Below are 18026 nucleotides of genomic sequence, written 5' to 3'. Positions count from 1 at the left end.
CTTGCATGTATTAGGCATGCCGCCAGCGTTCGTCCTGAGCCAGGATCAAACTCTCCAATTTGTATTGAAAAGAGCGATTGCTCATTTTGAAACATCTGACGAGAATTTACATTCTCTAACCGACAAGCTCACTCAGCATAAATGCCGTGAAACTCATCTTCTTTTGGATTTTACTTTCGTAAAATCCCACTCACTCGTTGTTCAGTTTTCAAAGATCAAGTTCTCACATTAGCTCGCCGTGCATCTCAGCAGCGACCTTTATAATATATCACAGCACCCTTGCTTCAGTCAAGCGTTTTTTTAATTTAACTTTTCGCTTACCATCTTGGAAAGTTATTCGAGAACATCTTGTCCAAAGGGCCGAGACTTAATGTATCATATATTGCGAAGCTGCGTCAACCATTAATATAATGTTATTTTTAGTCCCAGCAGCATTATCACACCCGGAAGCCCCAGAACCGTTACTGCGCCTATGGTCGCGGGATTCAAGGGTAGGTATACCTCTGTGATCAATCCCGAGAAATTCACCAAATATATTCCTAGAGCAGCAAGGATCAGGTGCGTACCGAACAAGCTCAGCCAACCCCAACCTAATTTTTTCCTAAATACAATTAATATTAAGATTATTGCTGATAAGAACAGCACCCCTATTGCGATCGTTCTGAGCATTTCCAGTCCTCCTTTACAGTTCTTAATATTCCTTTACATCTGACTGCGGTTTAGCCCTAAACTTTTTGCATACTTAAGATGAATCTGATATTTTCGTTCGGCTGCTTCCAAGATATATATAGCGTAGTCGATCTGATCCTGACCCAGAGCTTCATCAAACATTAGATAAGCCCTCTCCCACTCCGAGTGTGCCTTGCGCACTTCCAAAAATGTTACCCAGCTAACATCCTCCCCCTTCACTTGTTCTTCGCCGGAGCCTCTTCTCCACAGATCCCACCATCCCATTGTGATTCCCCCTTCAATATTAAATGAAAAGCACGTCCTACTCATCTCGTTATTCTCATTCATATCGAATTGGGGACAAACTTAGAACCAAAAAAAAGAAGCCCGCATAGGGGCTCCCTTCTATTAACTACTTATGTGAGCTGCTAGAATAGCTCTCGACGGCCTTCTAGCGCTTTGGACAGGGTGACTTCATCCGCATACTCAAGGTCGCCACCCACAGGCAAGCCATGGGCTATCCTGGTGATTTTGATTTCAAATGGACGAATAAGGCGGGATATATACATTGCTGTTGCTTCACCCTCAATATTAGGGTTAGTTGCCATGATTAGCTCCTGTACCCTGTCATCACTTAGCCGAGTTAACAATTCCTTCAAACGAATATCATCCGGCCCAATCCCCTCCATAGGTGAAATTGCGCCTTGGAGAACATGATAATACCCGTGGAATTCCTTGGTCCGCTCTATAGCCACCAAATCCTTGGAGTCCTGGACCACACAAATCATGGAAGGATCGCGGGTTTTGTCCTGACAAATCCGGCAGGGATCGGTATCGGTAATGTTGCAGCAGACTGAGCAGTAATGGAGATTGCGCTTAACGCTTACTAACGCTTTGGCAAAATCAATAACTTCATCTTCTTTCATGCTAAGCACATGAAAGGCTAGCCGGGCGGCTGTCTTTGGCCCAATCCCTGGCAAGCGTGTAAAAGCATCGATCAGCTTAGCTAACGGTTCGGGATAATACAAAGTGATGTTTCTCCTTTGGACTTGAGTGAAGTGTGGGTTAGAACAAGCCTGGAATCTTCATTCCGCCAGTGAATTTACCCATGTCGCTATTCGCCAGTTCTTCAACTTGGCCCAGCGCGTCATTTACAGCTGTAATTACGAGATCCTGCAGCATTTCCACATCCTCCGGATCAACAGCCTCCGGTTTGATCTGAATGGACAGCAGTTTCTTGTGGCCGTTTACTTGTACAGTAACTACGCCTCCACCGGAAGAACCTTCAATGGTTTTGCTTCCTAGTTCCTCTTGGGCTTTAAGCATTTGCTCTTGCATTTTTTTAACCTGTTTCATCATTTGATTCATATTGTTACTCATATTTGATCTCTCCTTTAGAATGCGCGTTTAGCGCTATTATACTGCAATATTAGTCTTTTATGATCACAAGGTCTTCTCCAAATAACTGGATTGCCTCGTCAATCCAAGGTTCCGCTTTCGCTTCTGGGGTTTCATGCTCATGCTCCAGCCGCAGTTCTTCTGTACCTTGCCGCTCTGCTGACTTCAGAGTAGCCTCATTCCAATCACGAAGCATCATAGTGACTAACCTGTAGGGTTTACCAAGACGCGCTGCTAACACATGCTCAATCACTTGTCTATTGGCCGGCTTCTCGGTAGTATCGCGGTGGATGGTATTCTTAAATGCAACCAACACTGCATCCTCCATGACCGAAACAGGCTCACCGTCCACAAACCAAGCATGGACCGTTACCTTCTCCTCTTTAACTCCTTGTAGAACAAGGCTCCACTGTTTATAAATATTCGCAAAATCACTGTGATCTTTGCCTGCGATGAATTTATCCAAATGTGGTGGCATCTTGGAGGAGGGCATCCGTGGAGCAGAACTCTGAGCCACCGCTGATTTCTGGACAACGGCGTTCTCACGCACTCCTCCAGAAATTCCACCTGACTGCAGCGCTTGCTCCAGCTTCTTCTCCAGTGCAGTAATCTGTCTTTTTAGCACATCCAGTTCGCTCAGATCTACGGTGGAAGTGTTGGCTCCCCCAACATCTTGCAACATACCCATTGGAGCAGCACTCAGCGTAGGAGTGATCTCCTGCTGTAAGCTGCAGAGCTTCATTAAAGCCACTTCAAAGAGCGTTTGCGGATGAGTGGCATATTTCATCTCGCCCAGATAACGATTGAGCGTATCCACAATCTCGAACAGTCGTTCACGAGGAAAGGAGGAAGCCATATCTCGGAATTCAGCGGGATTCAGCACTCGCTCTGTTAATTGATCTGCTTTCGGCACCATTTTGATCATTAGTAAATCGCGGAAATAATACAGAAGATTCTCAAGACACTTATCGGCACTCTTACCTTCCTGCATAAGCTGCTCCACAAGATCAAGGAGAAGTCCCATGTCACCTTCCAAGATCGCGGTGGCTAGACGGGCAAACTGCTCCGAAGGGATCCCCCCCGTCATGCCAAGCACCTGTTGATAGGTGACATTCCCGTCAGTAAATGATGATATCTGGTCCAATATACTTACAGCATCACGCATACCGCCATCGGAAAGACGGGCAATGTATTGTAATGCATCAGCATCTGCTGCTATGCCTTCCTTCTCACAGATTAAGCGTAAACGCCCAACCTGATCCTCCAACGATACTCTGCGGAAATCAAACCGTTGACAGCGGGAAATAATCGTTGCCGGTAATCTGTGAGGCTCTGTAGTTGCCAGAATAAACATTACATGTGGCGGCGGTTCCTCAAGCGTCTTCAGCAGGGCATTAAAAGCTTCTGTTGTCAGCATATGCACTTCATCAATAATATACACTTTACGGCGTACCTCGGTCGGCGCATATTTCACCTTATCCCGCAGGTCGCGAATTTCTTCGACACCCCGGTTCGACGCAGCATCAATCTCTTGCACATCCATTACATTACCCGCAGTGATCCGCAGACAGGAAGGGCACTCGTTGCAAGGCTCCGGACCCGGACCGCGTTCACAATTGACCGCTTTGGCCAATACTTTGGCAGCACTCGTCTTACCAGTCCCACGTGGACCACTAAACAGGTAGGCATGCGAAACCCGCTGTTCACGAATTGCGTTCTGCAGCGTTTGGATAATGTGCTGTTGTCCCACCATGTCTTGAAACGACTGCGGCCGCCAGGCACGGTACAGCGCGATATGTTCCACTATGCATTACCCTCTCTTAGGTTGCCGCTTTCCCGGCGTTTGTCGCTAACTCATTATACTATATTCCCCAGACTTTGACCAAAAACAAAAAGCATCTTTGCTTGTGGCAAAGATGCTATTATAGGCAAACTTATAAACCGTGCACCTGTTATTGATGACTGCGATCCAAGCGGCAACCCTACATGACTGCTCGGGCTAGGCAACCCTCCGGCACAAGAGTAACTTGCTTATGGCTGCTTCCTTCCGGACCTGACCAGGTTCACAAGCACTCATTGCGGAGGACCCAACCGTCAACACAGCCCGTAGGGACCAAGACCTTACATCGACAGCACCGCTAACAGGAATTCAACCTCGCTACAGCGGATTGCGAGTTACAGGGCACCGCTACCTCCCCGTCTAGCACGGCGAAGATAAGTATAGCCTACGGCCAGATAAAAATCAACCACAGGTCATAATCTCATACATCCTAAGCGGTCTGTCCGTTCTGATTAGATACCATATTTTCTCTTGAATTTATCGACACGGCCACCGGCATCCAGAAATTTCTGTCTGCCTGTGAAGAATGGATGACAGTTCGAGCATATCTCCACACGAAGGTCCTGTTTGACAGAGCCCGATTCGAAGGTGTTGCCACAAGCGCAGGTTACCCTGGTCAGTGTGTACTTAGGTTGAATAGTAGTTTGCATATTGAATATCCCCTCGTTTGCCCTGAGCCTCATGCGGACTCAGAGTTAATAAATATTTCGATATATTTTAGCACGAAATAATGAAGTGGACAATATGTTACATTTAAATATTCTCTCTACTTTAGCTATGAACCCGCCCCTGTTTAGCGCGGGCTAAACCAACAGGCGGAACATGAGTATAAGAGCCGATTACTACTTCTGGCAGTTCCTCACGAAAAATATCAAGCATTGTCTTCATTCCAAGAATATCGCCTTGTGCTGGTGGAATTAATCCCAGATAACTCTCAGGGTCAATATTCAAGTTACGCATCTGAATTAGCTTCAAATCAGTGCGCTTGACGAATTCAACCATTGCTTCAATCTCTTCTTCGCGATCTGTAACTCCCGGAAATATGAGATAGTTAATCGATGTGTACACACCCTGTGAGGCGGCATAGATAAGAGATTTCTCCACATTAGCAAGCGTATACCCGCGGGGCTTGTAGTAAGCATTATAGTGTTCATCAAGAGCGCTAATCGTACTGACGCGCATCAAATCAAGTCCGGCATCCACAATTCCGCGAATATGATCGTTCAGACCCGCGTTCGTATTGATATTGATATAGCCCATATCTGTCTTGGAGCGTACTTCACGCATAGCTTCAATAATAATTTTGGCTTGAGTGGAGGGTTCACCCTCACAGCCTTGTCCAAAGCTGACTATGGATTCAGGTGTCTTCAAATGCTCCAACATAATTTGTGAAAGCTCATTGACGGTAGGCCGGAAATCCATTCGTGTCTGCGGAGATACAAATCCGCTATCATCAGGTTGTTCGGAAATACAACCGAAGCAGCCCGCATTACACGAAGAAGATACAGGTACTGCACCTTCCCAGCGCCCTAAAAATGTATTGGAGGAAGTCAGACATTCATAACCAAGTGCACAGTTAGAGAGATGCTCGATTAGGCGATTCTCAGGGTACTTGGCAGTCAACGCACTGACTCCAGCCTCAACATCCTCCCGTGCACAGTTCAGAGGATTCCATTTATCCGGACTATCAGTAAGATCAGCCGCCACATAGAAGCCGCCATCCTTCCACACTACAGCAGAGTACCCAAACAAGGGCAGTTTATACGATTTATCTGTCTTGACATAACCAGGAAGGCACAGACGGGTAAAGCCCTGCGGTAGCAATGCTCCCACGGCCTGCGAACCCACTGGCAGTGGCATCATCTCACCCGTTTCCGGATTCATGCCCACGGCCCGCGTACTAGGCAATCCCACTAATGTTGCACCTTCTGGCAACGGGATTAATTCTTCTTCCAGTATTTCAACAATCATGTCTCCGCTGCGGGCTAAGCCGTACAGTTCGGGATGATCGTATACGTTTCCTTGCTCGTCAGCATATACCAAATACATGTTAGTCTCCTCTTATTATCGATCTAGGTGAGTTAAGTTGTAGGCACCGAAGGCGTTTTCGCTCTTGGCGTCCGGCGTGTAGCCGCTGCGCCACTGTTAGAGGTTCCTCCAGCGCTGGCAGTACCCTTCGCGGATTCCTTACTCCCTGCAACATCAAACGACGCCAAAAATTCGGCATTGGTTTGGGTATCACGTAATTTTTTGATGAAACCTTCAACAAAATCGTAGGATTCATTCATATTTTTACGAATCATCCAAATCGTTTCTAGTTCATCTTTGCTAAGCAGCACTTCTTCACGACGCGTACCCGAACGACGAATATCTATTGCAGGGAAAATACGGCGTTCCGCCAGCTTGCGGTCCAAATGGAGCTCCATATTTCCTGTTCCTTTAAATTCTTCATAAATGATATCATCCATACGCGACCCTGTATCGATCAATGCAGTGGCTAGAATCGTCAGACTTCCGCCTTCTTCTACATTCCGCGCCGCTCCAAAAAATCGTTTTGGACGATGAAAGGCTGCCGGATCAATCCCTCCGCTAAGTGTCCGACCGGATGGCGGAACTACGAGATTATAGGCACGGGCCAGACGGGTAATGCTATCTAGCAGGATAACTACATCCTTCTTATGCTCGACTAACCGAAGTGCTCGCTGCAGCACAAGCTCCGCTACTTTAATATGATTCTCGGGAAGCTCATCAAACGTTGATGCAACCACTTCACCTTTTACAGAACGCTGCATATCCGTGACTTCCTCGGGACGTTCATCTATCAGTAATACAAATAGGGCTATCTCAGGATTATTAGTGGCAATGCTGTGGGCAATTTCTTTCAGAAGGAGCGTCTTGCCTGCTTTAGGTGGTGCTACGATCAAACCCCGCTGCCCCAAACCTACAGGAGCGAGCAAATCCATGATTCGAGTAGATAAATTAGTAGGGGATGTTTCAAGTGGCAACTTATCTTGCGGATAAAGAGGTGTCAGCGCTGCAAAGTGAAGACGTTCCGCTGCACTGGCAGGGTTCTCACCATTAACGGCGTTGACCTGAAGCAATCCAAAATAACGTTCATTTTCTTTGGGCGTCCGGCATTTCCCAGAAACCAAATCACCACTTCTGAGATCAAACTTGCGAATTTGAGAAGCAGAGATATAGATATCTTCAGTGCTTGGCAAATAATTAATCGGCCTTAGGAATCCGTAGCCCTCGGGCAAAATCTCCAGCACGCCTTCCATAAACATAAGCCCGCTTTGCTCCGCCTGTGCCCGAAGGATCGCAAAGATTAGCTCCCGTTTCTTCAACTGCCCGTAGTAAGGGATCTGGTATTTCTTGGCCAGCTTATACAAGTCGGTCAGCTTCATTTCTTCCAGATCGGAAATTTGAAGATCCATGTAATAACCACCTATTCAATTTTTATGAGTTCGTCTATCAATGAATGTCTACCGGGCAAAATATGAGTCTATTAAAATCCTCATTAGAATAGCATTACCCAGATTGGAAGAAGATATGCAGTTCAGCTGCAAATTACCTTCCCCCATCTTATAGGATAACCATAATTATTCGTTCTCGCGCCAAACATCAGCTCCAAGATTGCGAAGATTGCTTACCAAGTTGTCGTAACCACGGTCAATATACTCTACGCCTGTTACCTCGGTGATTCCTTCTTCCACGGTCAATCCAGCTATAACAAGGGCTGCGCCAGCCCGCAGATCGGCCGCTTTTACCTTTGCAGCATTAAGCTTACTGCCTTCAATAATTGCCGATCGTCCTTCAACACGGATCTTAGCGCCCATGCGCACCAATTCCGGCACATGCTTGAAACGGTTACTGTACACAAAATCACTAAGAACACTAACTCCTTCGGCCTGAGTCAACATACTTGCCATTGGGGATTGCAAATCAGTGGGAAAGCCAGGGTAGACCAGCGCCTTTACATCAGCATGCGCATATTGAGATCTGCCAATCACACGAATACTCTCATCAAGTTCTTCGATTTCTACGCCCATTTCCAAAAGTTTGGCAGTCAAGGCTTCCAAATGCTTGGGAATTACGTTATCTATCAACACATTGCCACGCGTAGCCGCAGCGGCAATCATATAAGTTCCAGCCTGAATCCGGTCAGGAATGATGGAATGACGGCAGCCGTGCATCTCCGTTACGCCTTCGATCCGGATTGTTTCTGTACCAGCGCCTTTAATAACAGCGCCCATAGAGTTTAATAGGGTAGCTACATCTATAATCTCAGGCTCTTTAGCCGCATTTTCAATAATTGTTGAGCCTTTGGCTCGTGAAGCCGCCAACATGATGTTAATAGTTGCTCCTACGCTGGATACGTCTAAATAGATCTTGGCACCGCGTAATTCTTTGGCGTATAAGTGGATAGAGCCGTGTTCATTGGTAACTGTTGCTCCCAGCGCTTCAAATCCCTTAATGTGCTGGTCGATCGGACGGGGCTCGAAATTACAACCACCAGGAAGTCCTATTGTGGCTTCCTTAAATCTTCCAAGAAGTGCTCCCATCATATAATATGAAGCTCTAAGCTTCTTGACAGGACCATTGGGCATTGGGATAGAAACGATACGGGAGGGGTCAATTCTCATCTGACTGCCTGACCAAGTAACACTTGCGCCAAGTTCTTCTAGAATTTCGGAGTATACGGCTACATCGCTAAGGGACGGTAAATTATCAAGAACAACTTCAGATTCGGCTAAAATCGCCGCTGGAATAAGTGCAATTGCACTATTCTTCGCTCCACTGATGGTTACAACGCCCTGCAGCGGACGTCCACCGCCAATCATTAATTTTTCCATAGATTTATCTGGTTCCCCCTACGTGTATTGCAGCTTCTCAACAATACGTGCTGTGGATTTCATTGTGATGAAAATGGAAAGACACCGGCTACGCGGTGCTCTCCACATCAAACTATTCAACTGGGCAGTATTCCTTCATCTATCCGGACCGCTTAAAAGCGGATATTTGTTCCTGAAAGATCAGGATAAATTGCTGCGAAATTAATACTTATTAATTCTTTAGTTGGATATATTACGCTTGGTTTGTAGAACCGAATTCGCGAATTTTGCCGATAACGGTTTGTTTGATAGCTTCGCGGCCTGGTGCAATAAATACACGTGGGTCATAAGCGTTAGGTTTTGCAGCAAGAACTTCACGAACAGTCTTAGCAAATACGATTTGGTTCTCTGTATTTACGTTGATTTTGGAAGTACCTAGCGAAATTGATTTCTTGATGTCGCTAGTAGGAATACCTGTTCCACCATGAAGTACAAGCGGAAGGTTAGTTGCGTTGCAAATTTCTTCCATTTCTTTGAATCCGAGGTTAGGTTCGCCAAGGTAAGGTCCGTGTACAGAACCCAGCGCTGGAGCCAAAGTGTCAATGCCAGTTTCTTTTACGATTCTGACGCAGTCATTCAGGTCAGCATACATGATACCGCCGATAACGTCATCTTCTTGTCCACCAACAGTTCCAACTTCTGCTTCAACAGAAACACCTTTAGCATGAGCGTAATCTACGACTTTCTTCGTCATTGCGATGTTCTCATCAATTGGGTGATGGGAACCATCGATCATTACGGAAGTGAAGCCAGCATCAATTGCGTCCTTACATTTATCAAAGCTTGAACCATGGTCAAGGTGAATGGCTACAGGAACGGTAATTTTCATGTCGTGAATAAGACCTTCTACCATCTTAACAACAGTGTAGAAGCCTCCCATGTGACGAGCTGCTCCTTCGGAAACGCCAAGGATAACTGGTGACTTCTCTTCTTCTGCGGCACCAAGAATCGCTTGTGTCCACTCCAGGTTGTTGATGTTAAATTGACCAACTGCATATTTTCCTTCAAGTGCTTTGTGTAACATGTCTGTCATAGATACTAATGGCATGGTTTCAATCCTCCTAAGAATGTGTTTACTATGTTTTAAGCCGACATCACATACAGGCTTATTATAGCACATCCTGTGTCAAATGCTAAATAGGATATACAAAAAAATGTCCCGGTGGGACGATATGCGACCATCCCATACTGCAGGCAGATTCCTCCTCTTCACATTTCCTATAAAGGGACCGCTCCAAAGAGGAAAATCACACTCTAGCTGCATTGATCGACAGAGTTATTGTAAAGATGCATATTGACTGCAACCCGCATTTCATCAATGTCGAATGGCTTCGTAAAATGCATTAACGCTCCTAGCTTCGTCGCTTCCTTAATCATGTCCAATTCTCCGTAGGCAGTCATCATAATGACTTTAATAGCTGGATTAAGTTCCTTCAGGTGCTTAAGAATCTCCAGTCCGTCCATTCCCGGGATTTTCATATCGAGTAGGACCAAGTCGGGGGATTCATTGCGGACAATGTCTAATGCCAATTTACCGTTAGCCGCCTGAAATGTGGTATATCCCTCGCTGTTAAATACTTCCATGAGAAGAATCCGGATCCCGTTCTGATCATCGACAATCAACACTTTCTTTTTCTCCATACAATACCCTCCCAGATTTTTAAGGCAGTTTGACTATACCGCGCTCCACAGCTAACGGCCCCTTCATAACTTAGTCCGTACGAAACCTATAATTCGCGCTTTACAGTCAAAATCCTGCTAATCGGATAAATTGGATAAATATATGTCATGAAATGGGTTGAATGTGCATCCGCCAGACATAAGAAAGAAAGAGAGCCTCCAATTGGAGGCTCTTCAAGACCCTTATGAGGCCTAACTCTTTTAGTAGATTACTGTTGCTGGGAATGGGTCAGAGAAGCTTTGACAAATTCACGAAACAACGGCTGCGGACGATTCGGACGGGATGTGAATTCCGGATGGAATTGCACCGAAAGGAACCAAGGATGGCCCGGAAGCTCAACAATTTCCACCAAACGACCATCAGGAGACGTTCCGGAAAAAACAAGACCTGCTTTTTCCATTTCATCACGATAGGCATTATTAAATTCATAACGGTGACGATGGCGTTCATATACCAGTTCATCATCATAACAAGCCATTGCCAACGAATCGGGAAGCAGCTTGCATGGATACAGTCCAAGACGCATTGTGCCGCCCATGTCCTCAATATCCTTCTGTTCAGGCAGTAGATCGATCAGTGGGAACGCAGTCGTCGGATCAATCTCCGAGCTGTTCGCCCCTGCTAGCTTTAGAACGGAACGACCGTATTCAATCACCGAAACCTGCATACCCAAGCAAATTCCGAAAAATGGAATAGCTTTCTCACGGGCATAACGAATGGCGGAAATTTTACCTTCTATTCCCCGATCGCCAAAACCACCAGGAACCAAAATTCCATGAGCACCGCTCAGGAGTTCGTCCACATTCTCATCGGTAACATCCTCAGCATGTACCCAGCGAAGCTTAACCTCAGCATTGGCGGCGAAGCCAGCATGTGAAAGTGATTCCACTACACTCAAATAGGCGTCATGCAGAGCTACATATTTACCAACAATAGCGATTTCCACTGTGTGCTCCAGCTTTTGAATCCGCTCCAGCATACTTTCCCATTCCCGCATATCCGGTGGAGGTGTTGTAAGCTTCAGATGATTAACAACAATCTCATCCAATCCTTCATCACGCAGATTAAGCGGAACTTCGTACAATGTTGACGCATCACGGCATTCCACAACTGCATTAGCATCAATATCGCAGAACAAAGCGATCTTGGCTTTCATATCTGCAGAGAGGGGGTGCTCTGTACGGCATACGATAACATTCGGCTGAATACCAATGCTACGCAGTTCTTTAACACTATGCTGCGTTGGCTTCGTCTTGACTTCTCCCGCAGCCTTGATATAAGGAATCAAGGTTACATGGATGTACATTACATTTTCCCGTCCGATATCACTTTTGATTTGACGGATCGCTTCCAGAAACGGAAGGCTCTCAATATCGCCGACGGTTCCGCCAATTTCAGTGATAACCACATCCGAGCTGGTCTCGCGGCCTGCGCGAAATACGCGCTCCTTGATCTCGTTCGTAATGTGCGGGATAACCTGAACGGTTCCGCCTAAATATTCTCCACGCCGTTCTTTACTAATTACTGATGAGTAAATCTTGCCTGTCGTCACATTGTTATTCTTGGACAGGTTGATGTCAATAAACCGTTCATAATGTCCAAGATCAAGGTCAGTCTCCGCACCGTCATCGGTAACGAATACTTCACCGTGCTGATAAGGACTCATCGTTCCGGGGTCTACATTAAGATACGGATCAAATTTCTGAATCGTCACCTTTAGACCTCGGTTCTTGAGCAGCCTGCCCAGCGAAGCGGCGGTAATGCCTTTGCCAAGGGAAGACACAACGCCACCCGTTACAAAAATATACTTTGTCACTGTAAAACCCTCCTAAATAAAGTCCAAAAATTCAGGCGACGCATGATGTTTATCGTAACCCGCTTTTCTAACATGAAAACGGGGGAACTCAGAAGTTACTTTAAATCACGGAAAACCGCAGCTTCTTGGCATTTAAAAAAACAAAAAAGTGACACCCGTAGAACCGGGGCACTTTTTATTTTAGAAAACACAATTATTAACTTTCATGATAAGCCCATGCAATAGTTTACTCTGAGGACCCTCCACTGTCAAGGAAGGAATTATACCAGAGCAAAGACTGTTCTAATATTAAGCGTTCTCTTCTTCAGCATCCTCATCGGTGCCGTCCTCTGAATCGTCATCGTCAGTTTCCTCAATGTCCTCGTCATCGATAACGACATCTTCGTCAACTTCTTCTTCGCTATCGTCATCAGAATAGAGGTCGTCGCGATCATCGTCGATGGCGTCGAAATCCTCTTCGTCAGCAGTATAGCTCTCTTCTTCTTCAGTGAAATCATCATCTTCCAAATCGTCATCTTCATCGTTGATGATGCGGACACGTTTGGTGTTACCAACCGGATCATCAGAACGTTCCAGAGGATACCAGCGCTTCAGTCCCCACAGGTTAGTTCCAACGCAGGCAAAACGCCCATCAATGTTAATCTCGGTATATAACTGGGCAATAGTATCGTTGCTTTGTTGGTCGGTCATACCGCGCAGCTTGGCCACCTCGACCATCAAATCACGGTAATAAAACGGAGTATTAGCCGACTTAAGCACTAAAAAGGCTAAGTCTACCATCGGCATTTCTTTAACTTTCTCAGGATCCAACTTTAAATTGAGTGGCGCACTCATTAAAGGACACTTCCTCTCACACATTGTTCACTTTATGCTTTATTTCAATAATATCCATTAACAAACCTAAGTAAAACCTATTTGCCAACAAATTGCAAGTCAAAAGCAGTAAGTGCAGATTGAAATACCCCCACCAGACTTAGCCGATGGGGAAAGCCACCCTGTCATAGGCAAATGCTTATGTAACCGATCAAGAAGAAACGGCTTTGCCGTCCTCTGAAAGAGGCGGCATCCGTTTCTTCGAGAAATATAAGGATAAGTTATCGTGTGAAACATATAAATTCTTATATTTTCAAGAAAGGCGGAGGAAGAACCTCCGCGCATGACTGTATCCACGCCAAGGATCGGCTCCTTACGGGATCTTGTGAAGAGAGTTTTGCTCTCTTCCGTTTATTTTATGTGTTGCTCCGTCATTTGACACGATGGGCAGCCCATTTCGTTAAAAAAGGGCAAGTTCCCATTCGTCCTCCCTCCTTTGTTCATACAATATGGCAGCACGGCACCGAGGAGGGACGGCGAGAGAAATGGACTATTACGGATTTTGGCAGATGCTGCTTGAAGAAATATCAGCTGCTCCCAAGAATGGTGAGCGGCGTATCGTTACCTTCAATGATGCCCGCCAGTACGCCGGAGCGCTGTCACAATGGAAGACTCTAAAGGCGAAGCGGCCTGGGTTACGAAAGGTGCAAATCTCTCCATTGATACGGGCCTTTTTCGTACCCGCTGCCGGAATAGGAAGGCTGATGAATAGATTCGCGGACGTGCTATATATCGAAGAGGATATACGAATACAAATACATGCTGCACCTGGGGAAAAGAGCGGAACAGCTATGATGCCGTGGGGCGTGAAAGCGATTCATGCTCCCCAGGCCTGGTCCAGATCAACAGGCGTTCATGTCAAAATAGGTGTAATCGACACGGGTGCGGATTACCGCCATCCAGACTTGCGGCATTCACTTGCCTCTGGCGTTAATCTTCTGCACCGCGGCATGCTACCGCTTGATGATAACGGACACGGCACCCACATCGCTGGAACGCTCGCCGCGGCAGGGGGGACTCGGGGGATGATGGGCGTAGCTCCACGGGCGCTGCTCTATCCAGTCAAAGCTTTTGATCATAGCGGCTCTGCCTATGTATCAGACATAGTACTTGGCATCGATTGGTGTGTACAGAACAGGATCGATATTATCAATATGAGCTTTGGAATGAAGACAAGAAGCAAGGCACTACACGATGTTGTCATCAAAGCCTATCGTGCCGGAATTGCCATCGTTGCCTCCTCCGGCAACGACGGTAAACGTGGCGGGGACTATCCCGCACGTTACCCAGAGACTATTGCTGTCGGAGCCGTAGATAAAAGACACCGTGTTGCCAGCTTCAGCAACCGTGGTCCTTATATCGATGTATACGGACCCGGCGAAAGCATCCCCTCCTGCTGGCTAAGAGAGGGCTACAAGGAGATGAGCGGCACCTCCATGGCGACCTCTCACGTTACGGGAGCTGCTGCCCTGTTGCTCGGCCTGCGACCAGGGCTCACGCCAAGGGAGCTGAAGCTGCTCCTGCGCCGCAGCTCATCACCGGTGCTGCTGCGCAAGGGCCAGCGCCGTGCCTCCTTGGGCGGCGGCGCTGCCGATGCCCTGCGCCTGCTGAGAGCAGGCGCAAGGGCCAAGCGGGGTTCCTCCGCGAACGTGTAATTCTCGGCGTGAGCAGGGTTCTTTCTGTCCCGGCGTTGTTCACCGGGACAATTTAAAAATCCGCCCCCCAGAAACCGGAAGGCGGATTTATTATTACAGTAATATGGATTACATGCGATCAGGAGCAGATACACCGATAAGACGCAGAACATTGGCAATTGCGGTACGTGTTGCACCTAGCAAGGCAAGTCGCGCTACGGTCTGAGCAGCATCTTCGGTAATTACACGCTCTGCTTTGTAATAGCTATGGAAAAGCGCGGACAGATCGTAAACGTAACGAACCAGACGATGTGGTGCATAACCTTCAGCCGCGATAGTGATTTCTGCTGGCAGTTCGCCGATTTTGCGCAATAAGTCATATTCATGAACAGCTGTCAGCTTAGTGAAATCAAGCTCAGAGTAGTCCGGCAACGTTACGCCTTGCTCCTCTGCCTGACGGAAGATACTGCAGATACGCGCGTGCGCATACTGAACATAGAACACAGGGTTCTCATTAGAAGTAGAGATCGCTAGATCCATATCGAAATCAAGGTGGGAATCCATGCTGCGCATGGTGAAGAAATAACGCATCGCATCAAGGCCGACTTCCTCCATCAAATCCTCCATAGTCACTGCTTTACCCGTTCGTTTGGACATTTTGACCTTCTCACCATTCTGGAACAGACTAACCATCTGGGCGATTAATACAACCAGCTTGTCGGGATCATTACCGAGCGCGGACATCGCCGCTTTCATTCGTGGGATATAGCCGTGGTGATCGGCACCCCAAATGTTAATCATTCTATCGTAACCACGACCATATTTATCGCTGTGATAAGCAATGTCTGGTGTGAGATACGTGTAGGTTCCATCATTTTTGATCAGCACACGGTCTTTATCGTCACCGTATTTGGTCGTCTGCAGCCAGGTTGCGCCCTCCTGCTCGTACACTTCTCCACGTTCACGCAGCTCATCGAGCGAACGGAGTACTTCTCCATTCTCATAAAGCGAGGTTTCACTGAACCAAATATCGAAGGAGACACGAAAAAGACCTAGATCCCGCTTGATTTTGTCGAGCTCTTTGTTCAATCCATAGGTACGGAAGAATGCTGCGCGGTCTCCGGGAGTCATCGCAAGCAAGGTTTCGCCTTTCTCAGCCACAAGTTCTCTGGCAAAGCCCTTGATATCTTCGCCATGGTAACCATCTTCAGGCATCTCTGCCGGCTGGCCCAGTTCCTGTAAATAACGGGTCTCGATCGACTTGCACAGATTGGCGACCTGGTTACCTGCGTCGTTAATATAATACTCACGCGTCACTTTGTAGCCTGCGAAATCCAGAACATTGCAGAGTACATCCCCAACAGCGGCACCACGAGCGTGGCCTAAATGAAGGCTACCCGTTGGATTAGCACTGACAAACTCCACCTCAACCTTTTGCCCATGACCTATATCCACTCGACCATAATCTTCACCTTGCTCGGCCACCCGGTTAATCACAGGATACAAGTAATGCTTGGACAGCGTAAAGTTGATGAAGCCCGGTCCAGCGATTTCAGCTTTTTCAAAAGTAGCACCGCTGGTATCCAAATGCTCTATAATAGCTTCGGCGATTTGGCGTGGATTGCGCTTGGCAATTTTGGTAAGCTGCATGGCGGCATTAGTAGCCAAATCACCATGGGCTTTGTCCTTTGGCACTTCCAGCACGATTGCCGGAAGCTCTTCGCGAGTTACCAAACCGGCAGCAACTATTGCATCGGCAATAACTTCTTTCACCCGTTCATTAATAAGCTCTAACGGATCTTTACTATGTGTCATAATTTAAGTTCCTCCTGTATATGCAAACTGATAGCGAACTGACCTGACAACTCCTCGTATACATACAGATCATAATCCCACGTAACTGTCAGTGAGCGTCCGTCACGCACTATTTCCAGCTTTCGGGTTTCTGTAGATAGGTTGAACTGCGTATAAGCTGAACGGTAGAAACCCGGCAAGCGGTTACCCGATTGGAAGGTCTGCTCGGACTGTACCGCGCCGTGTCGGATCAGCTTTAGTTCATTGCCTGCAATCTTTATAGTTGTTCGGACAGAACTGTCTTCTCCTTGAGGTCCCTGTTCCGTTTCCTCATACCGAATGTACATCTGTGATCCTTTGGTTATTACTTCTCCAGCCACATTCAAAACATGCTGTTGCCCATCCTGAAGGCTCACGAGTGTAACAGAAACCCCATATTTGTCAGACTCTATTTCAGGTATCATATGTCCCTCCATTCTGCAAGCCTCTGCACAAGAAGAAACAGCGTTGCGGAAGTTTATACTTTCATATCTTTGACCAAAGGCATATTTGCTTTCCCATTGTACACTATATCCAGTTCAAGAGAGCAATTCAATCCCATTTAGCAGGTAAGGGACGGTTATAGTGGGAATAAAGCAATTTCTGCCCGGTACCCGCAGTCGATCTACCATGCCCCCCACTTCCGGCTTAATATCCAGAACTGCATATTAGCGGGTCAGAAAGTCTGCAATAAGGCTTGTATTTATACCCCATACTAATACCCCTAATAAAAAGGATTATGCCATTCCATAAGTGCTGCATAGTTGCAAGATTCCTCGTCCTCAAGATAATTCGCTATAACGCCTAATGGAATTCGCCCGCAGCGCAGCAGGAAAGATATAACGGGATCGACTAATTCACCGGTGACGACCCGCTCCAAGTATTGCTCTGCTGACATTTGAAAGGCCTGCTTATAATATCCAGGCATTCTCCCTGCCCCCAGCAGCCGTTCGAGCTTCTGCTCTACCACTACGTGATACAGGGATTGCACCAGTTCTTTGCCAAGTCCAAGCTTACGGTATTTGGGGCGTACGCACAGATCGGCGATGTATAATGTATCCCCATCCGGTTCATGGGTGGTAATATACCCGTCAGCTGTAACTTTCGACCAGGTATGCGCTATGTCAGCTGGATTGAAATCAATCTTCAGACCCGTCACTGAGCCCGCCAGTTCCCCATTGACCTCCACACACAATGCACCTTCAGGAAAAAGCGATATATGATTGCGCAGCTGTTCACGGTTCCACCACAATTCGGAAGAATATGGAGGCGGGAAAGCTTCGGACTGAACCAATATCAGCTCTGCAAAATCTTGCTCCGTGTAGTTGCGGATTATAGCAGGCACCGGAGTTTTGAGGTCAAATGCGTAAAAAGTTTTATAATACAT

17 protein-coding genes, 1 rRNA gene and 1 other RNA gene are annotated in these 18026 nt (G+C 46.9%); 1 reads left to right on the top strand and 18 read right to left on the bottom strand.

The window, feature by feature from the left end:
- The 15 genes from GJB61_RS30775 to rpoE form a co-directional block, all read right to left on the bottom strand.
- A 16S ribosomal RNA gene (locus GJB61_RS30775) occupies positions 1–61 on the bottom strand; the annotation flags it as partial.
- 341 nt (positions 62–402) lie between these two features.
- Complete coding sequence (locus GJB61_RS30770) at positions 403–669, bottom strand: pro-sigmaK processing inhibitor BofA family protein (RefSeq protein ID WP_154122824.1); 267 nt, start codon at positions 667–669, stop codon at positions 403–405.
- A 33-nt stretch (positions 670–702) separates the two neighbouring features.
- Positions 703–954: a hypothetical protein gene (locus GJB61_RS30765; RefSeq protein ID WP_154122823.1), complete on the bottom strand. Its 252-nt coding sequence runs from the start codon at positions 952–954 to the stop codon at positions 703–705.
- Between the two features lie 143 nt (positions 955–1097).
- Positions 1098–1697 carry a recombination mediator RecR gene (recR, locus tag GJB61_RS30760; RefSeq protein WP_154122822.1) on the bottom strand — a complete coding sequence of 200 codons (600 nt, stop codon included), beginning with the start codon at positions 1695–1697 and terminating at the stop codon, positions 1098–1100.
- A 37-nt stretch (positions 1698–1734) separates the two neighbouring features.
- On the bottom strand, positions 1735–2049 hold the full coding sequence (locus GJB61_RS30755; RefSeq protein ID WP_154122821.1) for a YbaB/EbfC family nucleoid-associated protein: 315 nt from the start codon (positions 2047–2049) through the stop codon (positions 1735–1737).
- Positions 2050–2098: 49 nt separating this feature from the next.
- The gene (dnaX, locus tag GJB61_RS30750) at positions 2099–3871 is read right to left on the bottom strand and encodes a DNA polymerase III subunit gamma/tau (protein WP_338116208.1); all 1773 of its coding nucleotides are present in this window, start codon (positions 3869–3871) and stop codon (positions 2099–2101) included.
- Positions 3872–4008: 137 nt separating this feature from the next.
- Positions 4009–4276, bottom strand: an RNA gene (gene ffs / locus GJB61_RS30745) — signal recognition particle sRNA large type.
- Between the two features lie 83 nt (positions 4277–4359).
- Complete coding sequence (gene rpmE / locus GJB61_RS30740) at positions 4360–4557, bottom strand: 50S ribosomal protein L31 (RefSeq protein ID WP_154122820.1); 198 nt, start codon at positions 4555–4557, stop codon at positions 4360–4362.
- Between the two features lie 121 nt (positions 4558–4678).
- Positions 4679–5956, bottom strand: coding sequence for a radical SAM family protein (locus tag GJB61_RS30735; RefSeq protein WP_154122819.1), 1278 nt, complete (start codon positions 5954–5956; stop codon positions 4679–4681).
- A 32-nt stretch (positions 5957–5988) separates the two neighbouring features.
- Positions 5989–7344, bottom strand: coding sequence for a transcription termination factor Rho (rho, locus tag GJB61_RS30730; protein WP_154122818.1), 1356 nt, complete (start codon positions 7342–7344; stop codon positions 5989–5991).
- A 165-nt stretch (positions 7345–7509) separates the two neighbouring features.
- Entirely contained in the window at positions 7510–8763 is a 1254-nt protein-coding gene (locus GJB61_RS30725; protein WP_154122817.1) for a UDP-N-acetylglucosamine 1-carboxyvinyltransferase, read from the bottom strand.
- A gap of 232 nt (positions 8764–8995) precedes the next feature.
- A complete protein-coding gene (fba, locus tag GJB61_RS30720) occupies positions 8996–9850 on the bottom strand; it encodes a class II fructose-1,6-bisphosphate aldolase (RefSeq protein WP_154122816.1) in 855 nt (284 codons plus the stop codon).
- Positions 9851–10056: 206 nt separating this feature from the next.
- Complete coding sequence (locus GJB61_RS30715) at positions 10057–10443, bottom strand: response regulator (protein WP_154122815.1); 387 nt, start codon at positions 10441–10443, stop codon at positions 10057–10059.
- 248 nt (positions 10444–10691) lie between these two features.
- Entirely contained in the window at positions 10692–12299 is a 1608-nt protein-coding gene (locus GJB61_RS30710) for a CTP synthase (protein ID WP_338116207.1), read from the bottom strand.
- A 288-nt stretch (positions 12300–12587) separates the two neighbouring features.
- Positions 12588–13133 (bottom strand): DNA-directed RNA polymerase subunit delta, encoded by a 546-nt coding sequence (rpoE, locus tag GJB61_RS30705; protein WP_154122814.1) that lies wholly within the window; start codon positions 13131–13133, stop codon positions 12588–12590.
- 524 nt (positions 13134–13657) lie between these two features.
- Between rpoE and GJB61_RS30700 the strand changes: the two genes are divergently transcribed.
- Complete coding sequence (locus GJB61_RS30700; protein WP_154122813.1) at positions 13658–14827, top strand: S8 family peptidase; 1170 nt, start codon at positions 13658–13660, stop codon at positions 14825–14827.
- Positions 14828–14935: 108 nt separating this feature from the next.
- Here the strand turns inward: GJB61_RS30700 and argS are convergent, their stop codons facing one another.
- The 3 genes from argS to GJB61_RS30685 all read right to left on the bottom strand — a co-directional run bounded on the left by argS (position 14936) and on the right by GJB61_RS30685 (position 18026).
- On the bottom strand, positions 14936–16621 hold the full coding sequence (gene argS / locus GJB61_RS30695) for an arginine--tRNA ligase (RefSeq protein ID WP_154122812.1): 1686 nt from the start codon (positions 16619–16621) through the stop codon (positions 14936–14938).
- Positions 16618–17064, bottom strand: coding sequence for a YwiB family protein (locus GJB61_RS30690; RefSeq protein ID WP_154122811.1), 447 nt, complete (start codon positions 17062–17064; stop codon positions 16618–16620). Before GJB61_RS30690 ends, argS begins: the two co-directional genes overlap by 4 nt.
- A 299-nt stretch (positions 17065–17363) precedes the next feature.
- Positions 17364–18026: a GNAT family N-acetyltransferase gene (locus GJB61_RS30685; protein ID WP_154122810.1), complete on the bottom strand. Its 663-nt coding sequence runs from the start codon at positions 18024–18026 to the stop codon at positions 17364–17366.

It is taken from the genome of Paenibacillus monticola, from assembly GCF_009664975.1.
Lineage (GTDB): Bacteria > Bacillota > Bacilli > Paenibacillales > Paenibacillaceae > Paenibacillus_AQ > Paenibacillus_AQ monticola.
This window is presented reverse-complemented; position numbering and strand designations above follow the sequence as displayed.

Bases quoted from the DNA above. Each gene is read 5' to 3' on its own strand.
- GJB61_RS30725 (WP_154122817.1), bottom strand. From the start codon at position 8,763: ATGGAAAAATTAATGATTGGCGGTGGACGTCCGCTGCAGGGCGTTGTA.
- fba (WP_154122816.1), bottom strand. From the start codon at position 9,850: ATGCCATTAGTATCTATGACAGACATGTTACACAAAGCACTTGAAGGA.
- GJB61_RS30755 (WP_154122821.1), bottom strand. From the start codon at position 2,049: ATGAGTAACAATATGAATCAAATGATGAAACAGGTTAAAAAAATGCAA.
- rho (WP_154122818.1), bottom strand. From the start codon at position 7,344: ATGGATCTTCAAATTTCCGATCTGGAAGAAATGAAGCTGACCGACTTG.
- GJB61_RS30690 (WP_154122811.1), bottom strand. From the start codon at position 17,064: ATGATACCTGAAATAGAGTCTGACAAATATGGGGTTTCTGTTACACTC.
- GJB61_RS30765 (WP_154122823.1), bottom strand. From the start codon at position 954: ATGGGATGGTGGGATCTGTGGAGAAGAGGCTCCGGCGAAGAACAAGTG.
- rpoE (WP_154122814.1), bottom strand. From the start codon at position 13,133: ATGAGTGCGCCACTCAATTTAAAGTTGGATCCTGAGAAAGTTAAAGAA.
- GJB61_RS30700 (WP_154122813.1), top strand. From the start codon at position 13,658: ATGGACTATTACGGATTTTGGCAGATGCTGCTTGAAGAAATATCAGCT.
- GJB61_RS30685 (WP_154122810.1), bottom strand. From the start codon at position 18,026: ATGTATTATAAAACTTTTTACGCATTTGACCTCAAAACTCCGGTGCCT.
- GJB61_RS30770 (WP_154122824.1), bottom strand. From the start codon at position 669: ATGCTCAGAACGATCGCAATAGGGGTGCTGTTCTTATCAGCAATAATC.
- rpmE (WP_154122820.1), bottom strand. From the start codon at position 4,557: ATGCAAACTACTATTCAACCTAAGTACACACTGACCAGGGTAACCTGC.
- argS (WP_154122812.1), bottom strand. From the start codon at position 16,621: ATGACACATAGTAAAGATCCGTTAGAGCTTATTAATGAACGGGTGAAA.
- GJB61_RS30715 (WP_154122815.1), bottom strand. From the start codon at position 10,443: ATGGAGAAAAAGAAAGTGTTGATTGTCGATGATCAGAACGGGATCCGG.
- GJB61_RS30735 (WP_154122819.1), bottom strand. From the start codon at position 5,956: ATGTATTTGGTATATGCTGACGAGCAAGGAAACGTATACGATCATCCC.